Below are 20,007 nucleotides of genomic sequence, written 5' to 3'. Positions count from 1 at the left end.
ACATTAGGAGTGCCCAATGAGCTTCTTCATCCCCGCCGCATACGCGGACGCTGCAGCACCTGCCGCTGGCCCAGCCGGTACCGGCTTCGAGTGGATCTTCCTGGTCGGTTTCCTGGTCATCTTCTACCTGATGATCTGGCGCCCACAGGCCAAGCGCGCCAAAGAGCAGAAGAACCTGCTGAGCAACTTGCAGAAGGGTGACGAAGTTGTCACCAACGGCGGCATCGCCGGCAAGATCGTCAAGGTTTCCGATGACTTCGTGGTACTGGAAGTGTCCGACACCGTCGAGCTGAAGTTCCAGAAGGGCGCGATCGCTGCGACCCTGCCAAAAGGTACGCTCAAGGCTATCTGAGTTACCGGTTTTATTTTCCAGTCGGGGCGCGCAACGCGCCCCGCGTCTTGAACGGGCGGCGTGATGCTGAACAAATATCCTCTGTGGAAATATGCACTGATCGTGCTGGTACTGGTGGTCGGTTTCATTTATTCCGCTCCCAACCTTTACCCGGATGACCCGGCAGTACAGATCAGCGGTGCCAGCTCGGCGCTGCAGGTGAACCAGGCCGACCTCGATCGCGTCAGCAAGGCGCTGGTCGATGCCAAAATCACCGTCAAGGGCGCCAGCCTGGGTGAGAAGGGCAGCGGGCTGATCCGCCTGACCAATCAGGAAGACCAACTGCCAGCCAAAGATGTCGTGCGCAAGGCACTGGGCGATGATTACGTCGTGGCCCTCAACCTGGCTCAGACTACCCCGCAATGGCTGCGCAACCTGGGTGCAAGCCCGATGAAGCTGGGCCTGGACCTGTCCGGTGGTGTGCACTTCCTGCTGGAAGTGGACATGGACAAGGCCATGACTGCCCGCATGAAAGTCTACGAAGGCGAGGTCAAGACCTTGCTGCGCAAAGAGCGCATCCGCTACCGCAGCCTGCCTCAGCAGGATGGCGGCATCATGCTGGGCTTCGCTGACGATGCTACCCGCGAACAGGCACGTGTCCTGATCCGCAAGAATTTCAATGATTTCGACCTGACCACCACCGAGCGCAACGAGCTTGCGGTGCTGCGTCTGGCGCTGACCCAGGCGAAAGTCGCCGAGATCCGCGAATACTCGATCAAGCAGAACCTTACCACCGTGCGCAACCGCGTGAACGAGCTGGGCGTGGCCGAGCCGCTGGTACAGCGCCAGGGCGCCAACCGCATCGTGGTCGAGCTGCCAGGCGTGCAGGACACTGCCGAAGCCAAGCGTATCCTCGGTAAAACCGCCAACCTGGAGTTCCGCTTCGGTGCCGAGCCGGGCGCTTCCAAGGCCACTACCGAAGTGTTCGAGTTCCGTGAAGGCGGCCGTTCCGCCCCGGTCGAGCGCGGCCTGATCATTACCGGTGACCAGGTTACCGACGCCCAGGCCAGCTTTGACGAGCACGGCCGCCCGCAAGTGAACATCCGCCTGGATGGCCACGGTGGCGAGCTGATGAGCCGCGCTACCCGCAGCAACGTCGGTCGCAGCATGGCGGTGATCTTCATCGAGCAGAAGCCGGTCACTCGCTATGTGAAGCAGACCGTCGACGGCGTCGAGAAGGACGTTGCCGTACAAAGCTTCGTGGAAGAGAAGAAAATCATCAGCCTGGCGACCATCCAGTCGCCGCTGGGCAGCCAGTTCCGCATCACCGGCCTGAACGGCCAGGGCGAATCGTCGGAGCTGGCCCTGCTGCTGCGTGCCGGTGGTCTGGCCGCGCCAATGTACTTCGCTGAAGAACGTACCATTGGCCCAAGCCTGGGTGCTGACAACATCACCAAGGGTATCGATGCGTCGCTGTGGGGCATGTTGTTCGTCTCGCTGTTCATCATCGCCATCTACCGCGGCTTCGGCGTGATCGCCACCATCGCCCTGGCGGGCAACATGGTGCTGCTGCTGGCGCTGATGTCGCTGCTGGGTGCCACCCTGACCCTGCCGGGTATCGCCGGTATCGTGTTGACCATGGGTATGGCGGTGGACGCCAACGTGCTGATCTTCTCGCGTATTCGCGAAGAGCTCAAAGCCGGCATGTCGGTGCAGCGCGCCATCCACGAAGGTTTCAACCGCGCCTACACCGCGATCATCGACGCCAACCTGACCAGCCTGCTGGTCGGCGGCATCCTGTTCGCCATGGGGACCGGCCCGGTCAAGGGCTTTGCGGTCACCATGTCTCTCGGGATTTTCACCTCGATGTTCACCGCCGTCATGGTGACCCGTGCAATGGTCAACCTGACCTGCGGCGGGCGTGACATCAAGAAGCTGTGGGTTTGAGGGAGCTGCGATGAAAACCATCAATTTCATGGGCGTACGCAATGTCGCGTTCGCCATTACCGTGCTCCTCACCGTGCTGGCGCTGTTCAGCTGGTGGCAGAAAGGCCTGAACTTCGGCCTGGACTTCACCGGCGGTACGCTGATCGAGCTGACCTACGAGCGCCCGGCCGACCTCAAGGCGGTGCGGGCCGAGCTGGTCGATTCGGGCTTCCACGAGGCGGTGGTGCAGAGCTTTGGCGCTACCACCGACCTGCTGGTGCGTATGCCGGGCGATGACCCACAGCTGGGCAACAAGGTAGCTGCCGCGCTGCAGAAGGCTGGCGGCGACAACCCGGCAACCCTCAAGCGTGTCGAGTTCGTCGGCCCGCAGGTGGGTGAAGAGCTGCGCGACCAGGGTGGCATGGGCATGCTCCTGGCCCTGGGCGGCATCCTTATCTACCTGGCCTTCCGCTTCCAGTGGAAGTTCGCCGTGGGTGCGATCATCTCGCTGATCCATGACGTGGTGGTGACCCTGGGTATCCTGTCGTTCTTCCAGATCACCTTCGACCTGACGGTGCTGGCAGCGGTGCTGGCGATCATCGGCTACTCGTTGAACGACACCATCGTCGTGTTCGACCGTGTGCGTGAGAACTTCCGCGTCATGCGCAAGGCCTCGCTGATCGAGAACATCAACGTTTCCACCACCCAGACCCTGCTGCGTACCATCGCTACCTCGGTTTCGACCTTGTTGGCCATTGCCGCGCTGCTGTTCTTTGGTGGTGACAACCTGTTCGGCTTCTCGCTGGCCTTGTTCATCGGCGTCATGGCCGGTACCTACTCGTCGATCTACATCGCCAACGTGGTACTGATCTGGCTGAACCTGAACAGCGAAGACCTCATCCCGCCGACCAAGGCAGAGGGCGTGGACGAGCGTCCATAAGCTTCTGTTCCACGCCGTTTGGCGGCCCGAAAGGCGCGAGTATTGAACTCGCGCCTTTTTTTTTGCTCCAAGGCTGGGAGAAGCGGGTGGGACCCGCAAGTATGATCAGGAGGTTCATGTGAACAAATCAATGCTGGTGGGTGCGGTACTGGGTGCTGTCGGTGTGACTGCCGGAGGTGCTGTCGCGACCTACAGCTTGGTCAACAAGGGGCCTGAGTATGCGCAGGTTACCGACGTGCAGCCGATCAAACAGCAGGTAAAAACCCCGCGCGAGGTCTGCAAGGACGTCGCCGTCACACGCCAGGCGCCGGTCAAGGACCAGCACCAGATTGCAGGTACCGTGGTGGGTGCCATTGCCGGCGGCCTGCTGGGTAACCAGATTGGTGGCGGTACCGGCAAGAAAATCGCCACCGTGGCTGGTGCGGTAGGTGGTGGTTATGCCGGTAACAAGGTGCAGGAGGGCATGCAGGAGCGTGACACCTACACCACCACGCAAACCCGCTGCAACACGGTCAACGACATCAGTGAGAAGGTGGTGGGCTACAACGTCACCTACTCCATTGGTGATCAGGTAGGCAAGGTGAAGATGGACCGTGAGCCGGGCTCGACCATTCCGCTGGACAAGAATGGCAAGTTGATCCTGAGCGAAGCGGGTCAGTAAGCCGTACGCCGTTTGCCCCCACAAGTATCGCGCAAGGCCGGGGGAGAGGGCGCCGGGCACAAAAAAAGCACCCCGAGGGGTGCTTTTTGCGTTTCGGCAATCTGCGGTTAGCGCTTCATGCTTTCTGGCAGGTGCGGCTGGATAGCGGTCAGCACGGCCTTGAAGCACTTGATGTTGCCTGCAACGATGTGGCCCTTGTCGAGGAAGTCGTGGCCACCGTTGAAGTCGCTCACCAGGCCGCCGGCTTCCTGGATCAGCAGTACGCCAGCTGCCATGTCCCATTCCGACAGGCCCGACTCCCAGAAGGCATCGAAGCGGCCAGCGGCCACATAGGCCAGGTCCAGGCTGGCGGAGCCTGCACGGCGGATGCCGGCGGTCTGGCCAGTCAGGGCGCGGAACATGCCCAGGTAGTTGTCCATGTCGGCCATCTGGCCGTCACGGAACGGGAAACCGGTACCGAGCAGGGCGCCTTCCAGGCTGGTGCGCGAGCTGACACGCAGGCGACGACCGTTGAGTTGGGCGCCACGGCCACGGCTGGCGGTGAATTCTTCCTGGCGTACTGGGTCGAGTACCACGGCGTGTTCAAGGCGACCGCGGTATTTGCACGCGATGCTGACGGCGAAGTGGGGGATGCCGCGCAGGAAGTTGGTGGTGCCGTCCAGTGGGTCGATGATCCACAGGTAGTCTTTGCCTTCTTCGCCGGTGCCCGCGTGCATGCCCGTCTCTTCACCCTGGATGGAGTGGTTCGGGTAGGCCTTGCGCAGCGCGTCGACGATTTTCTGCTCGGCGGCACGATCAACCTCGGAAACGTAGTCCTTAGCCTCTTTCTCGTCCACCTTGATGCTATCCAGGCGTTCGATGGAGCGGAAAATCAGTTCACTGGCGCTGCGAGCGGCGCGCAGGGCGATATTCAGCATAGGCTGCATGGGCGGGTCACCTGGAGATGTTAAAGAAGAAAGCCGATCATTCTAGCAGAAAACTTTGGCGGCAGAAGTGTCACATTTGCTTTCATAGCGTTACGTCTGTCGGTTCTGTAAGATCGAAGGCCTTGATTCCTGCATCTGTGAGCACAACACCTTGCTGCAAAATATTCGTGTTGTTCTGGTCAATACCAGCCACCCCGGCAACATCGGCGGCGCTGCGCGTGCCATGAAAAACATGGGCTTGTCGCGTCTGGTGCTGGTGCAGCCGAAAGAATTCCCCGCCGTGGATGCCAGCGCCCGTGCATCGGGCGCCGACGATGTGCTGGATAACGCCCTGGTGGTCGACAGCCTCGAACAGGCACTGGTCGGCTGCAACCTGGTGATGGGCACCAGCGCCCGCGAGCGCAGCATTCCCTGGCCGTTGATCGGCCCGCGCGAGTGCGGGGCCAAGGCGGTGGAGCATGCCAATGGCGGCGAGGAGATCGCCCTGGTGTTCGGGCGTGAGCACGCCGGCCTGACCAACGAAGAACTGCAGCGATGTCACTTCCACGTGCACATTCCCTCCAACCCCGACTTTAGTTCGCTGAACCTGGCCGCTGCTGTGCAGGTGCTCTCTTACGAGGTGCGCATGGCCTGGCTGGCTGCCGGTGAAGCACCCGAAAAAGTCGAGAAGGTTGACGCCACCGAGCTGGCGACCATGGACGAAATGGAGCTGTTCTACGACCACCTGGAGAAAACCCTGGTGGGCATCGGCTTCCTCGACCCCGAAAAGCCCAAGCACCTGATGCCGCGCCTGCGCCGGCTGTATGGGCGGGTGGCGGTCGAGCGTTCGGAAATGAGCATTTTGCGCGGCATCCTGACCGAGACCCAGAAAGTGGTCCGGGGCGAGCCGCATAAACGGAAGGACTGATAGATGTTCGAACGCCTGCGTGAAGATATTCAAAGCGTATTCCACCGTGACCCGGCTGCGCGCAATGCCTTCGAGGTGCTCACCTGCTACCCCGGCATGCACGCCATCTGGCTGCACCGCCTGGGCAACGCCCTGTGGAAGCGTGATTTCAAATGGCTGGCCCGCCTGGTGTCGAACTTTGGCCGTTGGCTGACCGGCATCGAGATCCATCCCGGCGCCACCATCGGTCGGCGCTTTTTCATTGACCACGGCATGGGCATCGTCATTGGCGAAACCGCCGAAATTGGCGATGACGTCACCCTTTACCAGGGTGTGACGCTGGGCGGTACCAGCTGGAATAAAGGCAAGCGCCACCCCACCCTGGAAAACGGTGTGGTGGTAGGGGCGGGGGCCAAGGTGCTGGGGCCGTTCACCGTCGGTGCCGGGGCCAAGATCGGCTCCAACGCCGTGGTGACCAAGGCGGTGCCGGCCGGGGCCACGGCGGTGGGTATTCCCGGGCGAATCATCGTCAAGAGCGAAGACACCGAAGTCGAGGCCAAGCGCAAGGCCATGGCCGAGAAGATCGGCTTCGATGCCTACGGTGTCAGCGGCGACATGCCCGACCCGGTGGCGCGTGCCATCGGCCAGATGCTCGATCATCTGCAGGCGGTCGACGAGCGGTTGGAGGGTATGTGCGGTGCCCTGACCAAGATGGGCAGTGACTACTGCGCCAAGGAACTGCCGGCCTTGCCGGAGGATGACTTCACCGAAGCCGCCCTGGTGGCCAAGCGCGACACTCAGTCGCATTGATTGCGCCGCACTGAAATCATAGTGACATACGGGGCGTGTGCTCACGCCCCTCGTCTGCTACAATCGCGCCCGCCTCCCGATGCCAAACCCGACTAAAGCACTAGGTCTAATAGTTGACTTAAATGCTCGGGAATCGCATACTCGCACACATCCCGAAACTCCCGTGGTACCCAATAGCCATGCGACTGACTACCAAAGGCCGATACGCCGTGACCGCCATGCTTGACCTGGCGTTGCACGCGCAGCATGGGCCGGTGTCTTTGGCCGACATTTCCGAGCGCCAGGGCATTTCCCTCTCTTATCTGGAGCAGCTGTTCGCCAAGCTGCGCCGCAGCAGCCTGGTTTCCAGTGTGCGCGGTCCAGGCGGTGGCTATCAGCTGTCGCGAGGCATGGAAACCATCCAGGTGGCCCAGGTCATCGATGCGGTCAACGAATCGGTCGATGCTACCCGCTGCCAGGGTCTCGGGGACTGCCATGCCGGTGATACCTGCCTGACCCACCACTTGTGGTGCGACCTCAGCCAGCAGATCCATGAATTCCTCAGCGGCATCAGCCTGGCCGACCTCGTCATGCGCCGTGAGGTGCAGGAAGTCGCCCAGCGCCAGGACCTGCGTCGTGTCGCAGGCCGAACCGCCCAGTTGGACAAGATTGAGACGTCCGCCGTCGATTGATCCCTTTGGGACGACGAGCGACGCCACCGCCTGATAGGAGAGACAAATGAAGTTGCCGATCTACCTTGATTACTCCGCGACCACCCCGGTCGACCCACGCGTGGCCCAGAAGATGGCCGACTGCCTGCTGGTTGACGGGAACTTCGGTAACCCGGCTTCGCGTTCCCACGTATTCGGCTGGAAAGCCGAAGAAGCGGTCGAGAACGGTCGCCGCCAGGTTGCCGAGCTGATCAATGCCGATCCGCGCGAAATCGTCTGGACCAGCGGTGCTACCGAGTCCGACAACCTCGCACTCAAAGGCGTCGCGCACTTCTATCAGACCAAGGGCAAGCACATCATCACCTCCAAGATCGAGCACAAGGCGGTCCTGGATACCGCTCGCCAGCTGGAGCGTGAAGGTTTCGAAGTCACCTACCTTGAGCCAGGCGAAGACGGCATCGTCACCCCGGCCATGGTAGAGGCGGTGCTGCGCGACGACACCATCCTGGTCTCGCTGATGCACGTGAACAACGAAGTTGGCTCGATCAACGACATCGCCGCCATCGGTGAGCTGACCCGCTCGCGCGGCGTACTGTTCCACGTCGACGCCGCCCAGTCGGCCGGCAAGGTCGAAATCGACCTGCAAAAGCTCAAGGTCGACCTGATGTCGTTCTCGGCTCACAAGGTCTACGGCCCTAAAGGCATCGGTGCGCTGTACGTCAGCCGCAAGCCGCGTGTACGCCTGGAAGCCATCATTCACGGTGGCGGCCATGAGCGCGGCATGCGTTCGGGCACCCTGCCAACCCACCAGATCGTCGGCATGGGCGAAGCGTTCGCCATCGCCAAGCAGGAAATGGTTGCGGAAAACGCGCGCATCAAGGCCCTGAGCGACCGCTTCTTCAAGCAGGTCTCGGACCTTGAAGAGCTGTACGTCAACGGCAGCCAGACTGCCCGTGTTCCGCACAACCTGAACCTGAGCTTCAACTACGTCGAAGGTGAATCGCTGCTGATGTCGCTGAAGGACATCGCCGTATCGTCCGGTTCGGCCTGCACCTCGGCATCGCTGGAGCCGTCGTACGTACTGCGTGCTCTGGGCCGCAACGACGAGCTGGCGCACAGCTCGATCCGCTTCTCCTTCGGCCGTTTCACCACCGAAGAAGAAGTCGACTACGCCGCGCAGAAAGTCTGCGAGGCCGTCAACAAACTGCGTGAGCTGTCGCCGCTGTGGGACATGTACAAAGACGGCGTTGACATCTCCAAGATCGAGTGGGCCGCCCACTAAGCAGTCGCCGGCAAGAGCGGCTCCCTGATGAGGAAGGAATTGCACCATGGCATACAGTGAAAAGGTCATCGACCACTACGAAAACCCACGCAACGTCGGCAAGATGAATGCCGAGGACCCGGATGTCGGTACCGGCATGGTCGGCGCCCCAGCGTGCGGTGACGTGATGCGTCTGCAGATCAAGGTCAACGAGCAAGGCGTTATCGAAGACGCCAAGTTCAAGACCTACGGCTGCGGTTCGGCCATCGCTTCCAGCTCCCTCGCCACCGAGTGGATGAAGGGCAAGACCCTGGACGAAGCCGAAACCATCAAGAACACCCAGCTGGCCGAAGAACTGGCGTTGCCGCCGGTCAAGATCCACTGCTCGGTACTCGCCGAGGATGCCATCAAGGCAGCCGTGCGCGATTACAAGCAGAAGAAAGGCTTGATCTAAGTCGCCTGCGAGGTAAGGAGTTCTGATGGCTATCAGCATGACAGAAGCCGCCGCCAACCACATTCGCCGCTCCCTCGACGGGCGCGGCAAAGGTGAGGGCATTCGCCTGGGCGTGCGCACCACCGGTTGCTCGGGCCTGGCCTACGTGCTGGAGTTCGTCGACGAACTGGCGGACGAAGACCAGGTGTTCGAAAACCACGGCGTCAAGGTGATCATCGATCCCAAGAGCCTGGTCTACCTCGACGGCACCGAGCTGGATTTCGTCAAGGAAGGGTTGAACGAAGGCTTCAAGTTCAACAACCCCAACGTGCGCGGTGAGTGTGGCTGCGGCGAAAGCTTCAACGTTTGAGGCTGGCTGTGGGTACTCCTTGTCATTACGCATTGTTTGACCTCCAGCCAAGCTTCCGCCTGGATCTCGACAAGCTGGCCACTCGCTATCGCGAGCTGGCCCGCGAAGTCCATCCCGACCGCTTTGCCGACGCCTCCGAGCGAGAGCAACGTATAGCGCTGGAAAAATCCGCGGCCCTCAACGACGCCTACCAGACGCTGCGCAGTGCGCCGCGTCGCGCGCGCTACCTGCTGGCCATCAGCGGCCACGAAGTGCCCCAGGAGGTCACGGTCCACGACCCCGACTTCCTGCTGCAGCAGATGCAGTGGCGTGAAGAGCTCGAAGAGCTGCAGGACGAAGCCGACCTTGATGGTGTCGGTGTGTTCAAGAAGCGCCTGAAGGTTGCCCAGGACACGCTGAACGAGGACTTTGCCGCCTGCTGGGATGCCCCAGGCGAGCGCGACAAGGCCGAGCGCCTGATGCGCCGCATGCAGTTCCTCGACAAGCTCGCCCAAGAAGTGCGCCAACTGGAAGAGCGCCTCGACGATTAACCCGGTGCTGCCCGTGATGGCACCTAAGGTATTCAGATAAGCATGGCCCTACTGCAGATTGCCGAACCCGGTCAAAGCCCTCAGCCGCACCAGCGCCGCCTGGCGGTGGGGATCGACCTGGGTACCACCAACTCTCTGGTCGCTGCATTGCGCAGCGGTCGTAGCGAGCCCCTGCCTGACGCGCAGGGTAACGTCATTCTGCCGTCCGCGGTGCGCTACCTCGAAGGGCGCAACGAAGTGGGGCAGGCAGCGCGTGATGCCGCTTCCAGCGACCCGCTGAACACCGTGCTGTCGGTCAAGCGCCTGATGGGGCGCGGCCTGGCCGACGTCAAGCAACTGGGCGAGCAGCTGCCGTACCGCTTTGTTGGTGGTGAGTCGCACATGCCGTTCATCGACACTGTCCAAGGGCCGAAAAGCCCGGTGGAAGTGTCTGCCGATATCCTCAAGGTGCTGCGCGAGCGCGCCGAAGCGACCTTGGGTGGCGAACTGGTAGGTGCGGTGATTACCGTGCCCGCCTATTTCGATGACGCCCAGCGCCAGGCCACCAAGGACGCTGCGCGCCTGGCGGGGCTGAACGTGCTGCGCCTGCTCAACGAGCCCACTGCGGCTGCAGTGGCCTACGGCCTGGACCAGAACGCCGAAGGCGTGGTGGCCATCTATGACCTGGGCGGCGGCACCTTCGATATTTCCATCCTGCGCCTGACCGCTGGTGTCTTCGAAGTGCTTGCCACCGGTGGTGATACCGCCTTGGGTGGCGACGATTTCGACCACGCCATTGCCGGCTGGATCATCGAGCAGGCTGGCTTGTCGTCCGACTTGGACCCAGCTACCCAGCGCGCATTGTTGCAAACCGCCTGCGCGGCCAAGGAAGCGTTGACTGACACCGATGTGGTCAGTGTCAGCCATGGCGCCTGGCAGGGCGAGCTGAGCCGCGCCGCCTTCGAAGCCATGATCGAACCGCTGGTTGCCCGCAGCCTCAAGGCTTGCCGCCGCGCCGTGCGCGACAGTGGCGTCGAGCTGGAAGAAGTCAGCGCCGTGGTCATGGTCGGTGGTTCGACTCGCGTCCCGCGTGTGCGTGAAGCCGTGGGCGCGTTGTTCGGGCGCACCCCGTTGACGTCGATCGACCCCGACCAGGTGGTGGCCATCGGCGCCGCCATCCAGGCCGACACCCTGGCTGGCAACCGCCGTGAAGGTGGTGAACTGCTGCTGCTCGATGTCATCCCGTTGTCGCTTGGCCTTGAAACCATGGGCGGGTTGATGGAGAAGGTGATCCCGCGCAACACCACCATTCCGGTGGCCCGCGCCCAGGAGTTCACCACGTACAAGGATGGCCAGTCGGCCATGATGATCCATGTGCTGCAGGGCGAGCGCGAGCTGATCAGCGACTGCCGCTCGCTGGCCCGCTTCGAGCTGCGTGGTATTCCGGCCATGGTGGCCGGCGCGGCAAAAATTCGCGTTACCTTCCAGGTGGACGCCGATGGCCTGCTCAGTGTCGCCGCCCGCGAGCTGGGTTCGGGCGTGGAAGCCAGCATCCAGGTCAAGCCGTCCTACGGCCTGACCGACGGCGAAATCGCCCGCATGCTGAAAGACTCCTTCGAGCATGCCGGTTCCGACAAGCACGCCCGCCAGTTGCGCGAGCACCAGGTGGACGGCGAGCGCCTGCTCGAAGCGGTACAGGGCGCCCTGGACGCCGATGGCGAACGCCTGCTCAGCAGTGACGAGCGCGACGCCATTGCATTCCAGATGCAAGAACTACGTGATTTGCTGGCCGGCACCGATGGCGCTGCCATCGAGCAACAGACCAAGCGTCTGTCGCAGGTGACCGATGCTTTTGCCGCCCGTCGCCTTGATTCGACGGTCAAAGCCGCACTGGCCGGGCGCAACCTGAATGAGATCGAGGAGTAACCGATGCCGCTGGTGACATTCCTGCCGCATGAGAAGTTTTGCCCGGAAGGGCTGACCGTGGAGGTGCCGGCCGGGACCAACATCCTGGAACTGGCCCACGATCATCACATCGAGATGGAAAGCGCCTGCGGCGGTGTCAAGGCCTGCACCACTTGCCACTGCATCGTACGCAAGGGTTTCGACTCGCTTGAAGAAGCCGACGAGCTGGAAGAGGACATGCTGGACAAGGCCTGGGGCCTGGAAGCGCAGTCGCGCCTTGGCTGCCAGGTGGTCGTCGCTGACGAAGACCTGACCATCGAGATCCCCAAGTATTCGCTCAACCACGCTGCCGAAGCACCGCACTGAGGATCTGTACATGAGTCTGAAATGGGTTGATGTACTTGAGATCGCAATCCAGCTTGCAGAAAGCAAGCCGGAGGTCGATCCTCGTTATGTGAATTTCGTAGACCTGCACCGTTGGGTGCTGGCATTGCCAGAATTCAGCGACGATCCGTCACGCGGCGGTGAGAAAGTGCTCGAGGCCATCCAGGCTGCCTGGATCGACGAAGCCGACTAAGCGTCACTTGCAGGTTAGGCAATCCCCCAGAACCCGCGTATAATTCGCGGGTTTAATTTTTCGTAACACTCATATTCTGGAGTTTTCCATGGCTGTTCAACGTACTTTCTCGATCATCAAGCCTGACGCCGTTGCCAAAAACGTCATCGGCAAGATCACCACTCGCTTCGAAGAAGCTGGCCTGAAAATCGTTGCCTCGAAAATCAAGCAACTGTCCAAAGCCGAAGCCGAAGGCTTCTACGCTGAGCACAGCGCTCGCGGCTTCTTCGGTGACCTGGTTGCCTTCATGACTTCCGGTCCAGTTGTTGTTCAGGTTCTGGAAGGCGAAAACGCCATCGCTCTGAACCGTGAGCTGATGGGCGCGACCAACCCTAAAGAAGCTGCTGCCGGCACCATCCGTGCTGACTTCGCCGAGTCGATCGACGCCAACGCCGTTCACGGTTCGGACTCCGAAGCTGCCGCTGCTCGCGAAATCGCTTACTTCTTCGCTGCTACCGAGGTAACCACTCGCTAAGCGAAAGCTTACGGGTGAGGGTGAATCCATGACGACATCTACTGGCAAAATCAACCTGTTGGGCCTGACCCAGCCGGAAATGGAACAATTCTTCGACTCTATCGGGGAGAAGCGCTTCCGTGCCGGCCAGGTGATGAAATGGATTCACCATTTTGGCGTGTCCGACTTTGCGGCCATGACCAACGTAGGCAAGGTCTTGCGCGAAAAGCTCGAGGCCGTTGCCGAGATTCGCCCACCGGAAGTGGTCAGTGAAGACATTTCCGCCGACGGCACCCGCAAATGGGTGATCCGCGTTGCCTCCGGCAGCTGCGTCGAGACCGTCTACATTCCTACCGACGACCGCGGTACCCTGTGCGTATCGTCGCAAGCCGGCTGTGCCCTGGACTGCAGTTTCTGCTCCACCGGCAAGCAAGGCTTCAACAGCAACCTCACCGCCGCCGAAGTGATCGGCCAGGTGTGGCTTGCCAACAAATCCTTCGGGACCGTCCCTGCCAAAGTCGACCGCGCGATTACCAACGTGGTGATGATGGGCATGGGCGAGCCCTTGCTGAACTTCGACAACGTCATCGCCGCCATGAAAATCATGATGGATGACCTTGGCTATGGCATTTCCAAGCGTCGCGTCACGCTGTCCACCTCGGGCGTGGTACCGATGATCGACGAACTGGCCAAGCACATCGACGTGTCGCTGGCCCTTTCGCTGCACGCGCCGAACGACGAACTGCGCAACAAGCTGGTTCCGATCAACAAGAAGTACCCGCTGAAGGTGCTGCTGGAATCGTGCATGGGCTACATGTCTACCTTGGGCGGCAAGCGCGTGCTCACCGTCGAGTACACCTTGCTCAAGGACGTCAATGACCAGCCTGAGCATGCCGCGCAAATGATCGAGTTGCTGCGCGACGTACCGTGCAAGATCAACCTGATCCCGTTCAACCCGTTCCCGCATTCGGGCTACGAGCGGCCGAGCAACAACGCCATTCGTCGCTTCCAGGACCTGCTGCACCACGGTGGTTTCAACGTCACCACCCGTACCACCCGTGGCGACGACATCGACGCTGCCTGCGGCCAGCTGGTTGGCCAGGTCAACGACCGTACCCGCCGCAGTGAACGCTATATCGCTGTTCGCCAGCTTTCCGCAGACGTCGAGCTGCAAGACAGCGCCGCCAGCCACTGACCGGGACCTCGCCCATGAGCCTGCGCACCGCGCTGTCGATCCTTGCGCTTTCGCTGCTGGCCGGCTGCGTGTCGGGTGGCGTGGGCGACCCCCTGGCCAGTCGCCAGGGGAAGGTGGAAGCGGGGCGAGCTTATGTGCAGCTTGGCCTGGGTTATTTGCAACAGGGTTTGACCGAGCAGGCCAAGGCACCACTGGGCAAGGCCTTGGCGCTGGATGGGCGGGATGCCGACGCGCACGCTGCCCTGGCGCTGGTGTTTCAGGCCGAAGGCGAACCGGCGCTGGCCGAAACGCACTTTCGCAAGGCCCTGCAGATCAGCAGCGGCGACACACGAATTAGCAACAATTACGGCAGTTTCCTTTATGCTCAGGGGCGATTTGCCGAGGCCGAGCAGATGTTTCGCCTGGCCAGTGCCGATACCCTGTATCCTGAGCGCTCACGCGTGTACGAGAACCTGGGCCTGACCGCCCTCAAGCTCGAGCGCCGCGACCAGGCGCATGCCTATCTGTTGAAAGCGTTGCAACTCAACCAGCGGCAACCGAAAGCGTTGCTGGAAATGGCTGAGTTGTCCTACGAAAACAGGCATTATGTGCCGGCCCGGGACTACTACGATCGTTTCAGCCAGTTGAGCGACCACGACGCCCGTAGCCTGCTGCTGGGCAGCCGCCTTGCCAGGGTGTTCGACGAGCAGGGCGCACTGGCCGAACTGGGCCAGCAATTACAACGACTTTATCCCGGTACGCCGGAATACCAGCAATACCTGTCGGAGCAACGATGAACGCCGCGCATCCCGAAGTAGCAGTAGCGCCTGGCCAGAACCCCGGTGAGCTTTTGCGCCTGGCCCGTGAGAAACGGGACTGGTCTCAAGCCGAGGTGGCCCGCAAGCTCAACCTCACTGTCAGTTCGTTGAACCACGTGGAAACCGGCGCCTTCGACAAGCTGCCCGGGCATACCTTCGCGCGTGGCTATATTCGCGCCTATGCCAAGTTGATGGAGCTCGACCAGGCCGCCCTGGTAGAGGCCTTCGACCGCTACACCGGTACTCACGCCAAGGGCAGCGAAGTGCATTCGCTGGGCCGCATCGAAGAGCCGGTGCGCCTGTCGCATAACATCCTGCGCGGCGTCAGCCTGCTGTTGCTGGTGGCCGTGGTCGGTGGCGGCTTTGTTTGGTGGCAGGACCAGGGCAGCCTGCGTGGCAAGGACCTGGCCAAGATTGCCCTGGAGCACGTCGAAGTCGAAAGCGCCGACGGCACCACCCAGATTCACCCGCTCGATGAGCCTGAAGACCAGGCCGTTTCCGTCGGCCAGCAGGCCGAAAGCGCGCCATTGGCGCTGGAGCAGGGCGCAACCGAGCAGCCTGCCGCGGCCGCTGAACAGGCGCCGACCAGCGCGGCCCCAGCCGCTGCCGCAGTGCCGGCCCCGGCAGCGGGCCAGCAAGCACCCGCGCAACCCGCGCCTGCTGCTGCGCCTGCCCCGGTAGCACCGGTTACCCCAGCACCTGCCGCTGTTGCGCCTGCGGCGCCCGCGTCTACCGTGGTCGCCGCCGAGCCTGCCGCAATACCGGCTGGCAGTGCCAAGGTTGCCATCCAGTTCACCGCCGATTGCTGGACCCAGGTCAGCGACGGCAACGGCAAGGTGCTGTTCAGCGCCATCAAGCGCAAGGGGGACAACCTCGAGCTGACCGGCAAGCCGCCGTTCGCGGTGCGTCTGGGCTTTGCCCGTGGCGCCCAGGTCAGCTACAACGGCCAGGCCGTCGATGTTGCCCCGTTCACCAGTGGCGAGACCGCTCGCCTGAAGTTGGGACAGTAAGTCATGCACGGCGAATCTCCGATCAAACGTCGCGAATCCCGCAAAATTTGGGTCGGCAATGTGCCGGTGGGTGGTGACGCACCCATCGCGGTGCAGAGCATGACCAACACCGATACCAACGATGTAGCCGCCACCGTGGCGCAAATCCAGCGCCTGGTCGATGCCGGCGTGGACATCGTACGTGTCTCGGTACCGGACATGGACGCCGCCGAAGCCTTCGGCAAGATCAAGCAGCTGGTCAGCGTGCCGCTGGTCGCCGACATCCATTTCGACTACAAGATCGCTTTGCGCGTTGCCGAGCTGGGCGTCGATTGCCTGCGTATCAACCCAGGCAACATCGGCCGTGAAGACCGTGTGCGCGCCGTGGTCGATGCCGCCCGCGACCGTGGTATCCCGATCCGTATCGGGGTCAACGCCGGTTCCCTGGAAAAAGACCTGCAGAAGAAGTACGGCGAGCCAACCCCGGCAGCGCTGGTCGAGTCGGCCCTGCGCCACGTCGAGCACCTCGACCGCCTGGACTTCCAGGACTTCAAGGTCAGCGTCAAGGCCTCCGACGTGTTCATGGCCGTCGAAGCCTACCGGCTGCTGGCCAAGCAGATCGTGCAGCCGTTGCACTTGGGCATCACCGAAGCCGGTGGCCTGCGTTCGGGGACGGTGAAATCTGCCGTCGGCCTCGGTATGCTGCTGGCCGAAGGCATTGGCGATACCATCCGTATCTCGCTGGCGGCCGACCCGGTCGAAGAAGTGAAAGTCGGCTACGACATCCTCAAGTCGCTGCACCTGCGTTCGCGTGGCATCAACTTCATCGCCTGCCCGAGCTGCTCGCGGCAGAACTTCGATGTGGTCAAGACCATGAACGAGCTGGAAGGGCGCCTGGAAGACTTGCTGGTGCCGCTGGACGTGGCGGTGATCGGTTGCGTGGTCAACGGCCCAGGTGAAGCCAAGGAAGCCCATGTAGGCTTGACCGGCGGCACGCCGAACCTGATCTACATAGACGGCAAGCCTGCGCAGAAACTGACCAATGACAACCTGGTCGATGAGCTGGAAAAACTCATCCGCCAGAAAGCGGCCGAAAAGGTCGAGGCCGACGCGGCGCTGATCGTCCGTGGCTGACACACAGAATTCGTAAGGACTTTTCGTGAGCAAATCGCTGCAAGCCATCCGTGGCATGAACGACATCCTGCCAGAACAGTCGCCACTGTGGCGCTACTTCGAAGGCACCGTGGCCGGCCTGCTGGACACCTACGGGTACAGCCAGATCCGCACGCCGATCGTCGAGTTCACCGAGCTGTTCAAGCGCTCGATCGGTGAAGTGACCGACATCGTCGAAAAAGAGATGTACACCTTCGAGGACCGCAACGGCGATTCGCTGACCCTGCGCCCTGAAGGCACCGCGGCCTGCGTGCGCGCTGTGCTCGAACATGGCATCACCGGCAACGGCCAGGTGCAGAAGCTGTGGTACATCGGGCAGATGTTCCGCCATGAGCGCCCGCAGAAGGGCCGCTACCGCCAGTTTCACCAGATTGGCGTGGAAGTGTTCAACCTGGACGGCCCGGACATCGACGCCGAGCTGATCATGCTGACCTGGCGCCTGTGGGGCCTGCTGGGTATCCAGGATGCGGTCAAGCTCGAACTCAACAGCCTGGGCACCAGTGAAGCCCGTGCACGCTACCGTGACGCGTTGGTCGAGTTCCTCTCGGCGCGCCTGGAGCAGTTGGACGAAGACAGTCAGCGCCGCCTGAAGAGCAACCCGCTGCGCATTCTCGACAGCAAGGACCAGAACACCCAGGCGGTGCTGGTTGGCGCTCCGAAGCTGGAAGACTACCTGGACGAAGAATCCCGCGTGCACTTCGAAGGCCTCAAGGCCCGCCTGGACGCCGCCGGTATTCCGTTCGTGATCAACACCAAGCTGGTGCGTGGCCTGGACTACTACAGCAAGACCGTGTTCGAGTGGGTGACCGACAAGCTCGGTGCCCAGGGCACCGTGTGTGCCGGTGGCCGCTACGATGGCCTGGTCGAGCAGATGGGCGGCAAGCCAACCACGGGTGTTGGTTTCGCCATGGGCATCGAGCGCCTGATCCTGCTGCTGGAAACCCTGGGCAAGGTGCCAGAGTCCATCAGCCGCCAGATCGACGTTTACCTGTGCGCCTTCGGCGAGCAGGCGGAACTGGCTGGCCTGCGCCTTTCCGAAGGCCTGCGCGACCGCCTGCCGGGCCTGCGCCTGGCAGTCAACGCCGGCGGTGGCAGTTTCAAAAGCCAGTTCAAGAAAGCCGACAAGAGCGGCGCGCTGTTCGCCCTGATCCTCGGCGACGACGAATTGGCCAAGCAAGAGATTGGCTTGAAGCCCCTGCGTGGCCAGGGCGAACAACAGAACATTGCCTGGGATGCTCTTGCAGAGCACCTGGAAACCGCGATCGCGCAGGCGTAACGCGGTTCAACAAGCGAATAGGCGAAAAGGAGTATTGGGGTGTCGAGTACCGATGATGATGACCTGGCAGGGGTCAAGGACTGGTGGAACCGCAACGGCAAGCCGCTGCTGACCGGCGCATTGCTGGCTGGCGTGGTGGTGCTGGGCTGGAATACCTGGCACAAGTACCAGAACAACCAGTCGCAAGGTGCCTCGCAGCTGTATCAGGCTTTGCTTGAAACCAGCCTGACGCCGACTGGCCAGCCAGACGCCACCAAGGTCGCGGAGCTGTCCGGCAAGCTCAAGAGCGAGTTCGGCGGCACCGCCTACGCCCAGTACGGCAGCCTGTTCGTGGCCAAGGTAGCGGTCGAGACCGGCAAGCTCGACGACGCTGCCGCCGAGCTGAAAAGCGTGCTGGACAAGCCGGCCGACGTGACCCTGGGCGAGATTTCGCGCCAGCGTCTGGCTCGCGTACTGGCCGCCCAGAACAAGGCCGAGGACGCCCTGAAGCTGCTTGACGGCGACGCCGACAAAGCCTTCCTGGCCAGCCGTGAAGAGTTGAAGGGTGACCTGCTGGTACAGCTGGGTCGCGCCGACGACGCGCACAGCGCTTACGAAAAAGCCAAGGCTGCGCTGTCCGATGACGCGGCGGTCGGTGGCCTGCAATTGAAGCTGGATGACCTGGCTAAAGGGGACGCGTAAGTGATCGGTTGGAAACATGCAGCAGTGCTGACCCTGGCCGTACTGGCCGCAGGTTGCAGCAGCAACAGCAAGAAGGAACTGCCCCCGGCCGAGCTGACCAAGTTCACCGAGGAAGTGGTACTGAAAAAGCAGTGGAGCCGTTCGATCGGTGACGGCCAGGGTAAAACCTACAACACCTTGGTACCGGCCATCGAAAACGACCGTATCTACGCTTCCGACGTCAATGGCGAAGTCTTTGCCCTTGATCGCATCACCGGTGACGTGGTGTGGAAGAAAGACCTGGAGCTGCAGGTTTCCGGCGCTGTTGGCGTGGGCTACGGCCTGGTCATGCTCGGTACCCTCAAGGGTGAAGTCATTGCCCTGGACTCCAGCACCGGTGAAGAGCGCTGGCGCTCCCGCGTGACCAGCGAAGTGCTGGCACCACCGGCCAACAACGGTGATGTGGTGGTGGTACAGACCCAGGACGACCGCCTGATCGGCCTGGATGCCGCCACTGGCGACCGCCGCTGGATCTACGAAAACACCCCGGCCGTACTGACCCTGCGTGGCACCGGTGCGCCGATCGCCACCAACCGTCTGGCCATTGCCGGCCTGTCCACTGGCAAGGTGGTCGCGGTGGACATCAACAACGGCGTGCCGGTGTGGGAAAGCCGCGTGGCCATCCCGCAGGGCCGTTCCGAGCTGGACCGTGTGGTCGACATCGACGGCGGTCTGCTGCTGTCCGGTGAAACCCTCTACGTCAGCACCTACCAGGGCCGCGTAGCGGGCCTGGACCTGGAAAGCGGCCGCGTGCTGTGGCAGCGCGATGCCTCCAGCTATGTGGGTGTCGCCCAGGGTTACGGCAACGTCTATGTCAGCGAAGCCTCGGGTACTGTCGAGAGTGTCGACGAGCGCTCTTCCAGCGCCCTGTGGAGCAACGACACCATGGCCCGCCGTCAGCTGTCGGCACCGGAAGTGTTCTCCAGCTACGTGGCTGTAGGGGACTTCGAAGGCTACCTGCACCTGCTGAGCCAGGTCGATGGCCGCTTCGTCGGCCGTGAGCGTATCGACAGCGATGGCCTGCGCGCCCGGCCACTTGTGGTCGGTGACACCATCTACGTCTTCGGCAACAGCGGCAAGCTCGAGGCACTGACCGTCCGCTGAAGCTATGCTTGGAGCCTTGGCGGGCTTCAAGCCGCGGCGTAGGAAACGCCGCCCGTACTCCGGCCGCTGCCTTGC

23 protein-coding genes are annotated in these 20,007 nt (G+C 62.2%); 22 read left to right on the top strand and 1 reads right to left on the bottom strand.

What is annotated here, in order from left to right; all coding sequences use genetic code 11:
• Nucleotides 1-16: 16 nt before the first annotated feature.
• The 4 genes from yajC (at nt 17) to DM807_RS26985 (ending at nt 3,858) form a co-directional block, all read left to right on the top strand.
• Nucleotides 17-352, top strand: coding sequence for a preprotein translocase subunit YajC (gene yajC, locus DM807_RS27000; RefSeq protein ID WP_003248556.1), 336 nt, complete (start codon nt 17-19; stop codon nt 350-352).
• Nucleotides 353-415: 63 nt separating this feature from the next.
• Nucleotides 416-2,278 (top strand): protein translocase subunit SecD, encoded by a 1,863-nt coding sequence (gene secD / locus DM807_RS26995; RefSeq protein WP_012270585.1) that lies wholly within the window; start codon nt 416-418, stop codon nt 2,276-2,278.
• 10 nt (nt 2,279-2,288) lie between these two features.
• Entirely contained in the window at nt 2,289-3,197 is a 909-nt protein-coding gene (secF, locus tag DM807_RS26990; RefSeq protein WP_012270586.1) for a protein translocase subunit SecF, read from the top strand.
• A 118-nt stretch (nt 3,198-3,315) separates the two neighbouring features.
• Nucleotides 3,316-3,858 (top strand): glycine zipper 2TM domain-containing protein, encoded by a 543-nt coding sequence (locus DM807_RS26985; RefSeq protein WP_041166378.1) that lies wholly within the window; start codon nt 3,316-3,318, stop codon nt 3,856-3,858.
• Nucleotides 3,859-3,965: 107 nt separating this feature from the next.
• Here the strand turns inward: DM807_RS26985 and suhB are convergent, their stop codons facing one another.
• Nucleotides 3,966-4,784 (bottom strand): type III secretion system regulator SuhB, encoded by an 819-nt coding sequence (gene suhB / locus DM807_RS26980; RefSeq protein WP_012270588.1) that lies wholly within the window; start codon nt 4,782-4,784, stop codon nt 3,966-3,968.
• 151 nt (nt 4,785-4,935) lie between these two features.
• On the opposite strand from suhB, the gene trmJ reads away from it, so the two are divergent.
• The 18 genes from trmJ to bamB all read left to right on the top strand — a co-directional run bounded on the left by trmJ (nt 4,936) and on the right by bamB (nt 19,932).
• A complete protein-coding gene (gene trmJ, locus DM807_RS26975; RefSeq protein WP_012270589.1) occupies nt 4,936-5,691 on the top strand; it encodes a tRNA (cytosine(32)/uridine(32)-2'-O)-methyltransferase TrmJ in 756 nt (251 codons plus the stop codon).
• Between the two features lie 3 nt (nt 5,692-5,694).
• Nucleotides 5,695-6,480, top strand: coding sequence for a serine O-acetyltransferase (gene cysE / locus DM807_RS26970; RefSeq protein WP_012270590.1), 786 nt, complete (start codon nt 5,695-5,697; stop codon nt 6,478-6,480).
• 179 nt (nt 6,481-6,659) lie between these two features.
• Nucleotides 6,660-7,151 carry a Fe-S cluster assembly transcriptional regulator IscR gene (gene iscR / locus DM807_RS26965; protein ID WP_008092572.1) on the top strand — a complete coding sequence of 164 codons (492 nt, stop codon included), beginning with the start codon at nt 6,660-6,662 and terminating at the stop codon, nt 7,149-7,151.
• 46 nt (nt 7,152-7,197) lie between these two features.
• Entirely contained in the window at nt 7,198-8,412 is a 1,215-nt protein-coding gene (locus DM807_RS26960; protein WP_012270592.1) for an IscS subfamily cysteine desulfurase, read from the top strand.
• A gap of 46 nt (nt 8,413-8,458) precedes the next feature.
• On the top strand, nt 8,459-8,845 hold the full coding sequence (gene iscU / locus DM807_RS26955) for a Fe-S cluster assembly scaffold IscU (protein ID WP_003248539.1): 387 nt from the start codon (nt 8,459-8,461) through the stop codon (nt 8,843-8,845).
• Nucleotides 8,846-8,870: 25 nt separating this feature from the next.
• Nucleotides 8,871-9,194, top strand: coding sequence for an iron-sulfur cluster assembly protein IscA (gene iscA / locus DM807_RS26950; protein WP_003248536.1), 324 nt, complete (start codon nt 8,871-8,873; stop codon nt 9,192-9,194).
• Between the two features lie 8 nt (nt 9,195-9,202).
• A complete protein-coding gene (hscB, locus tag DM807_RS26945) occupies nt 9,203-9,724 on the top strand; it encodes a co-chaperone HscB (RefSeq protein WP_060493217.1) in 522 nt (173 codons plus the stop codon).
• Between the two features lie 42 nt (nt 9,725-9,766).
• Nucleotides 9,767-11,629: a Fe-S protein assembly chaperone HscA gene (gene hscA / locus DM807_RS26940; RefSeq protein WP_179028165.1), complete on the top strand. Its 1,863-nt coding sequence runs from the start codon at nt 9,767-9,769 to the stop codon at nt 11,627-11,629.
• 3 nt (nt 11,630-11,632) lie between these two features.
• A complete protein-coding gene (gene fdx, locus DM807_RS26935; RefSeq protein WP_110735783.1) occupies nt 11,633-11,974 on the top strand; it encodes an ISC system 2Fe-2S type ferredoxin in 342 nt (113 codons plus the stop codon).
• Nucleotides 11,975-11,984: 10 nt separating this feature from the next.
• Nucleotides 11,985-12,185: a Fe-S cluster assembly protein IscX gene (gene iscX / locus DM807_RS26930; RefSeq protein WP_003248529.1), complete on the top strand. Its 201-nt coding sequence runs from the start codon at nt 11,985-11,987 to the stop codon at nt 12,183-12,185.
• An 88-nt stretch (nt 12,186-12,273) separates the two neighbouring features.
• On the top strand, nt 12,274-12,699 hold the full coding sequence (ndk, locus tag DM807_RS26925) for a nucleoside-diphosphate kinase (protein WP_008092560.1): 426 nt from the start codon (nt 12,274-12,276) through the stop codon (nt 12,697-12,699).
• Between the two features lie 28 nt (nt 12,700-12,727).
• Nucleotides 12,728-13,873 (top strand): dual-specificity RNA methyltransferase RlmN, encoded by a 1,146-nt coding sequence (rlmN, locus tag DM807_RS26920; RefSeq protein ID WP_012270596.1) that lies wholly within the window; start codon nt 12,728-12,730, stop codon nt 13,871-13,873.
• A 14-nt stretch (nt 13,874-13,887) separates the two neighbouring features.
• The gene (gene pilW / locus DM807_RS26915) at nt 13,888-14,649 is read left to right on the top strand and encodes a type IV pilus biogenesis/stability protein PilW (protein WP_060493215.1); all 762 of its coding nucleotides are present in this window, start codon (nt 13,888-13,890) and stop codon (nt 14,647-14,649) included.
• Nucleotides 14,646-15,680, top strand: a complete 1,035-nt coding sequence (locus tag DM807_RS26910; RefSeq protein WP_012270598.1) for a RodZ domain-containing protein — start codon at nt 14,646-14,648, stop codon at nt 15,678-15,680. The genes pilW and DM807_RS26910 overlap by 4 nt, the downstream gene beginning before the upstream one ends.
• A 3-nt stretch (nt 15,681-15,683) precedes the next feature.
• Nucleotides 15,684-16,793: a flavodoxin-dependent (E)-4-hydroxy-3-methylbut-2-enyl-diphosphate synthase gene (gene ispG, locus DM807_RS26905; protein ID WP_012270599.1), complete on the top strand. Its 1,110-nt coding sequence runs from the start codon at nt 15,684-15,686 to the stop codon at nt 16,791-16,793.
• 25 nt (nt 16,794-16,818) lie between these two features.
• Nucleotides 16,819-18,108, top strand: coding sequence for a histidine--tRNA ligase (hisS, locus tag DM807_RS26900; RefSeq protein ID WP_003248516.1), 1,290 nt, complete (start codon nt 16,819-16,821; stop codon nt 18,106-18,108).
• Between the two features lie 39 nt (nt 18,109-18,147).
• Nucleotides 18,148-18,789 carry a tetratricopeptide repeat protein gene (locus DM807_RS26895; protein WP_012270600.1) on the top strand — a complete coding sequence of 214 codons (642 nt, stop codon included), beginning with the start codon at nt 18,148-18,150 and terminating at the stop codon, nt 18,787-18,789.
• Entirely contained in the window at nt 18,790-19,932 is a 1,143-nt protein-coding gene (bamB, locus tag DM807_RS26890) for an outer membrane protein assembly factor BamB (protein WP_012270601.1), read from the top strand.
• Nucleotides 19,933-20,007: the final 75 nt, after the last annotated feature.

It is taken from the genome of Pseudomonas hunanensis, from assembly GCF_013393325.1.
GTDB lineage: Bacteria > Pseudomonadota > Gammaproteobacteria > Pseudomonadales > Pseudomonadaceae > Aquipseudomonas > Aquipseudomonas putida_P.
The sequence above is the reverse complement of the archived record's forward strand: the minus strand, read 5'-3'. Positions and strand labels throughout refer to the sequence as shown.

Coding starts and splice junctions, on each gene's coding strand:
- yajC (WP_003248556.1), top strand. CDS start 17: ATGAGCTTCTTCATCCCCGCCGCATACGCGGACGCTGCAGCACCTGCC.
- secD (WP_012270585.1), top strand. CDS start 416: ATGCTGAACAAATATCCTCTGTGGAAATATGCACTGATCGTGCTGGTA.
- secF (WP_012270586.1), top strand. CDS start 2,289: ATGAAAACCATCAATTTCATGGGCGTACGCAATGTCGCGTTCGCCATT.
- suhB (WP_012270588.1), bottom strand. CDS start 4,784: ATGCAGCCTATGCTGAATATCGCCCTGCGCGCCGCTCGCAGCGCCAGT.
- cysE (WP_012270590.1), top strand. CDS start 5,695: ATGTTCGAACGCCTGCGTGAAGATATTCAAAGCGTATTCCACCGTGAC.
- iscR (WP_008092572.1), top strand. CDS start 6,660: ATGCGACTGACTACCAAAGGCCGATACGCCGTGACCGCCATGCTTGAC.
- DM807_RS26960 (WP_012270592.1), top strand. CDS start 7,198: ATGAAGTTGCCGATCTACCTTGATTACTCCGCGACCACCCCGGTCGAC.
- iscU (WP_003248539.1), top strand. CDS start 8,459: ATGGCATACAGTGAAAAGGTCATCGACCACTACGAAAACCCACGCAAC.
- iscA (WP_003248536.1), top strand. CDS start 8,871: ATGGCTATCAGCATGACAGAAGCCGCCGCCAACCACATTCGCCGCTCC.
- hscA (WP_179028165.1), top strand. CDS start 9,767: ATGGCCCTACTGCAGATTGCCGAACCCGGTCAAAGCCCTCAGCCGCAC.
- fdx (WP_110735783.1), top strand. CDS start 11,633: ATGCCGCTGGTGACATTCCTGCCGCATGAGAAGTTTTGCCCGGAAGGG.
- iscX (WP_003248529.1), top strand. CDS start 11,985: ATGAGTCTGAAATGGGTTGATGTACTTGAGATCGCAATCCAGCTTGCA.
- ndk (WP_008092560.1), top strand. CDS start 12,274: ATGGCTGTTCAACGTACTTTCTCGATCATCAAGCCTGACGCCGTTGCC.
- rlmN (WP_012270596.1), top strand. CDS start 12,728: ATGACGACATCTACTGGCAAAATCAACCTGTTGGGCCTGACCCAGCCG.
- pilW (WP_060493215.1), top strand. CDS start 13,888: ATGAGCCTGCGCACCGCGCTGTCGATCCTTGCGCTTTCGCTGCTGGCC.
- DM807_RS26910 (WP_012270598.1), top strand. CDS start 14,646: ATGAACGCCGCGCATCCCGAAGTAGCAGTAGCGCCTGGCCAGAACCCC.
- ispG (WP_012270599.1), top strand. CDS start 15,684: ATGCACGGCGAATCTCCGATCAAACGTCGCGAATCCCGCAAAATTTGG.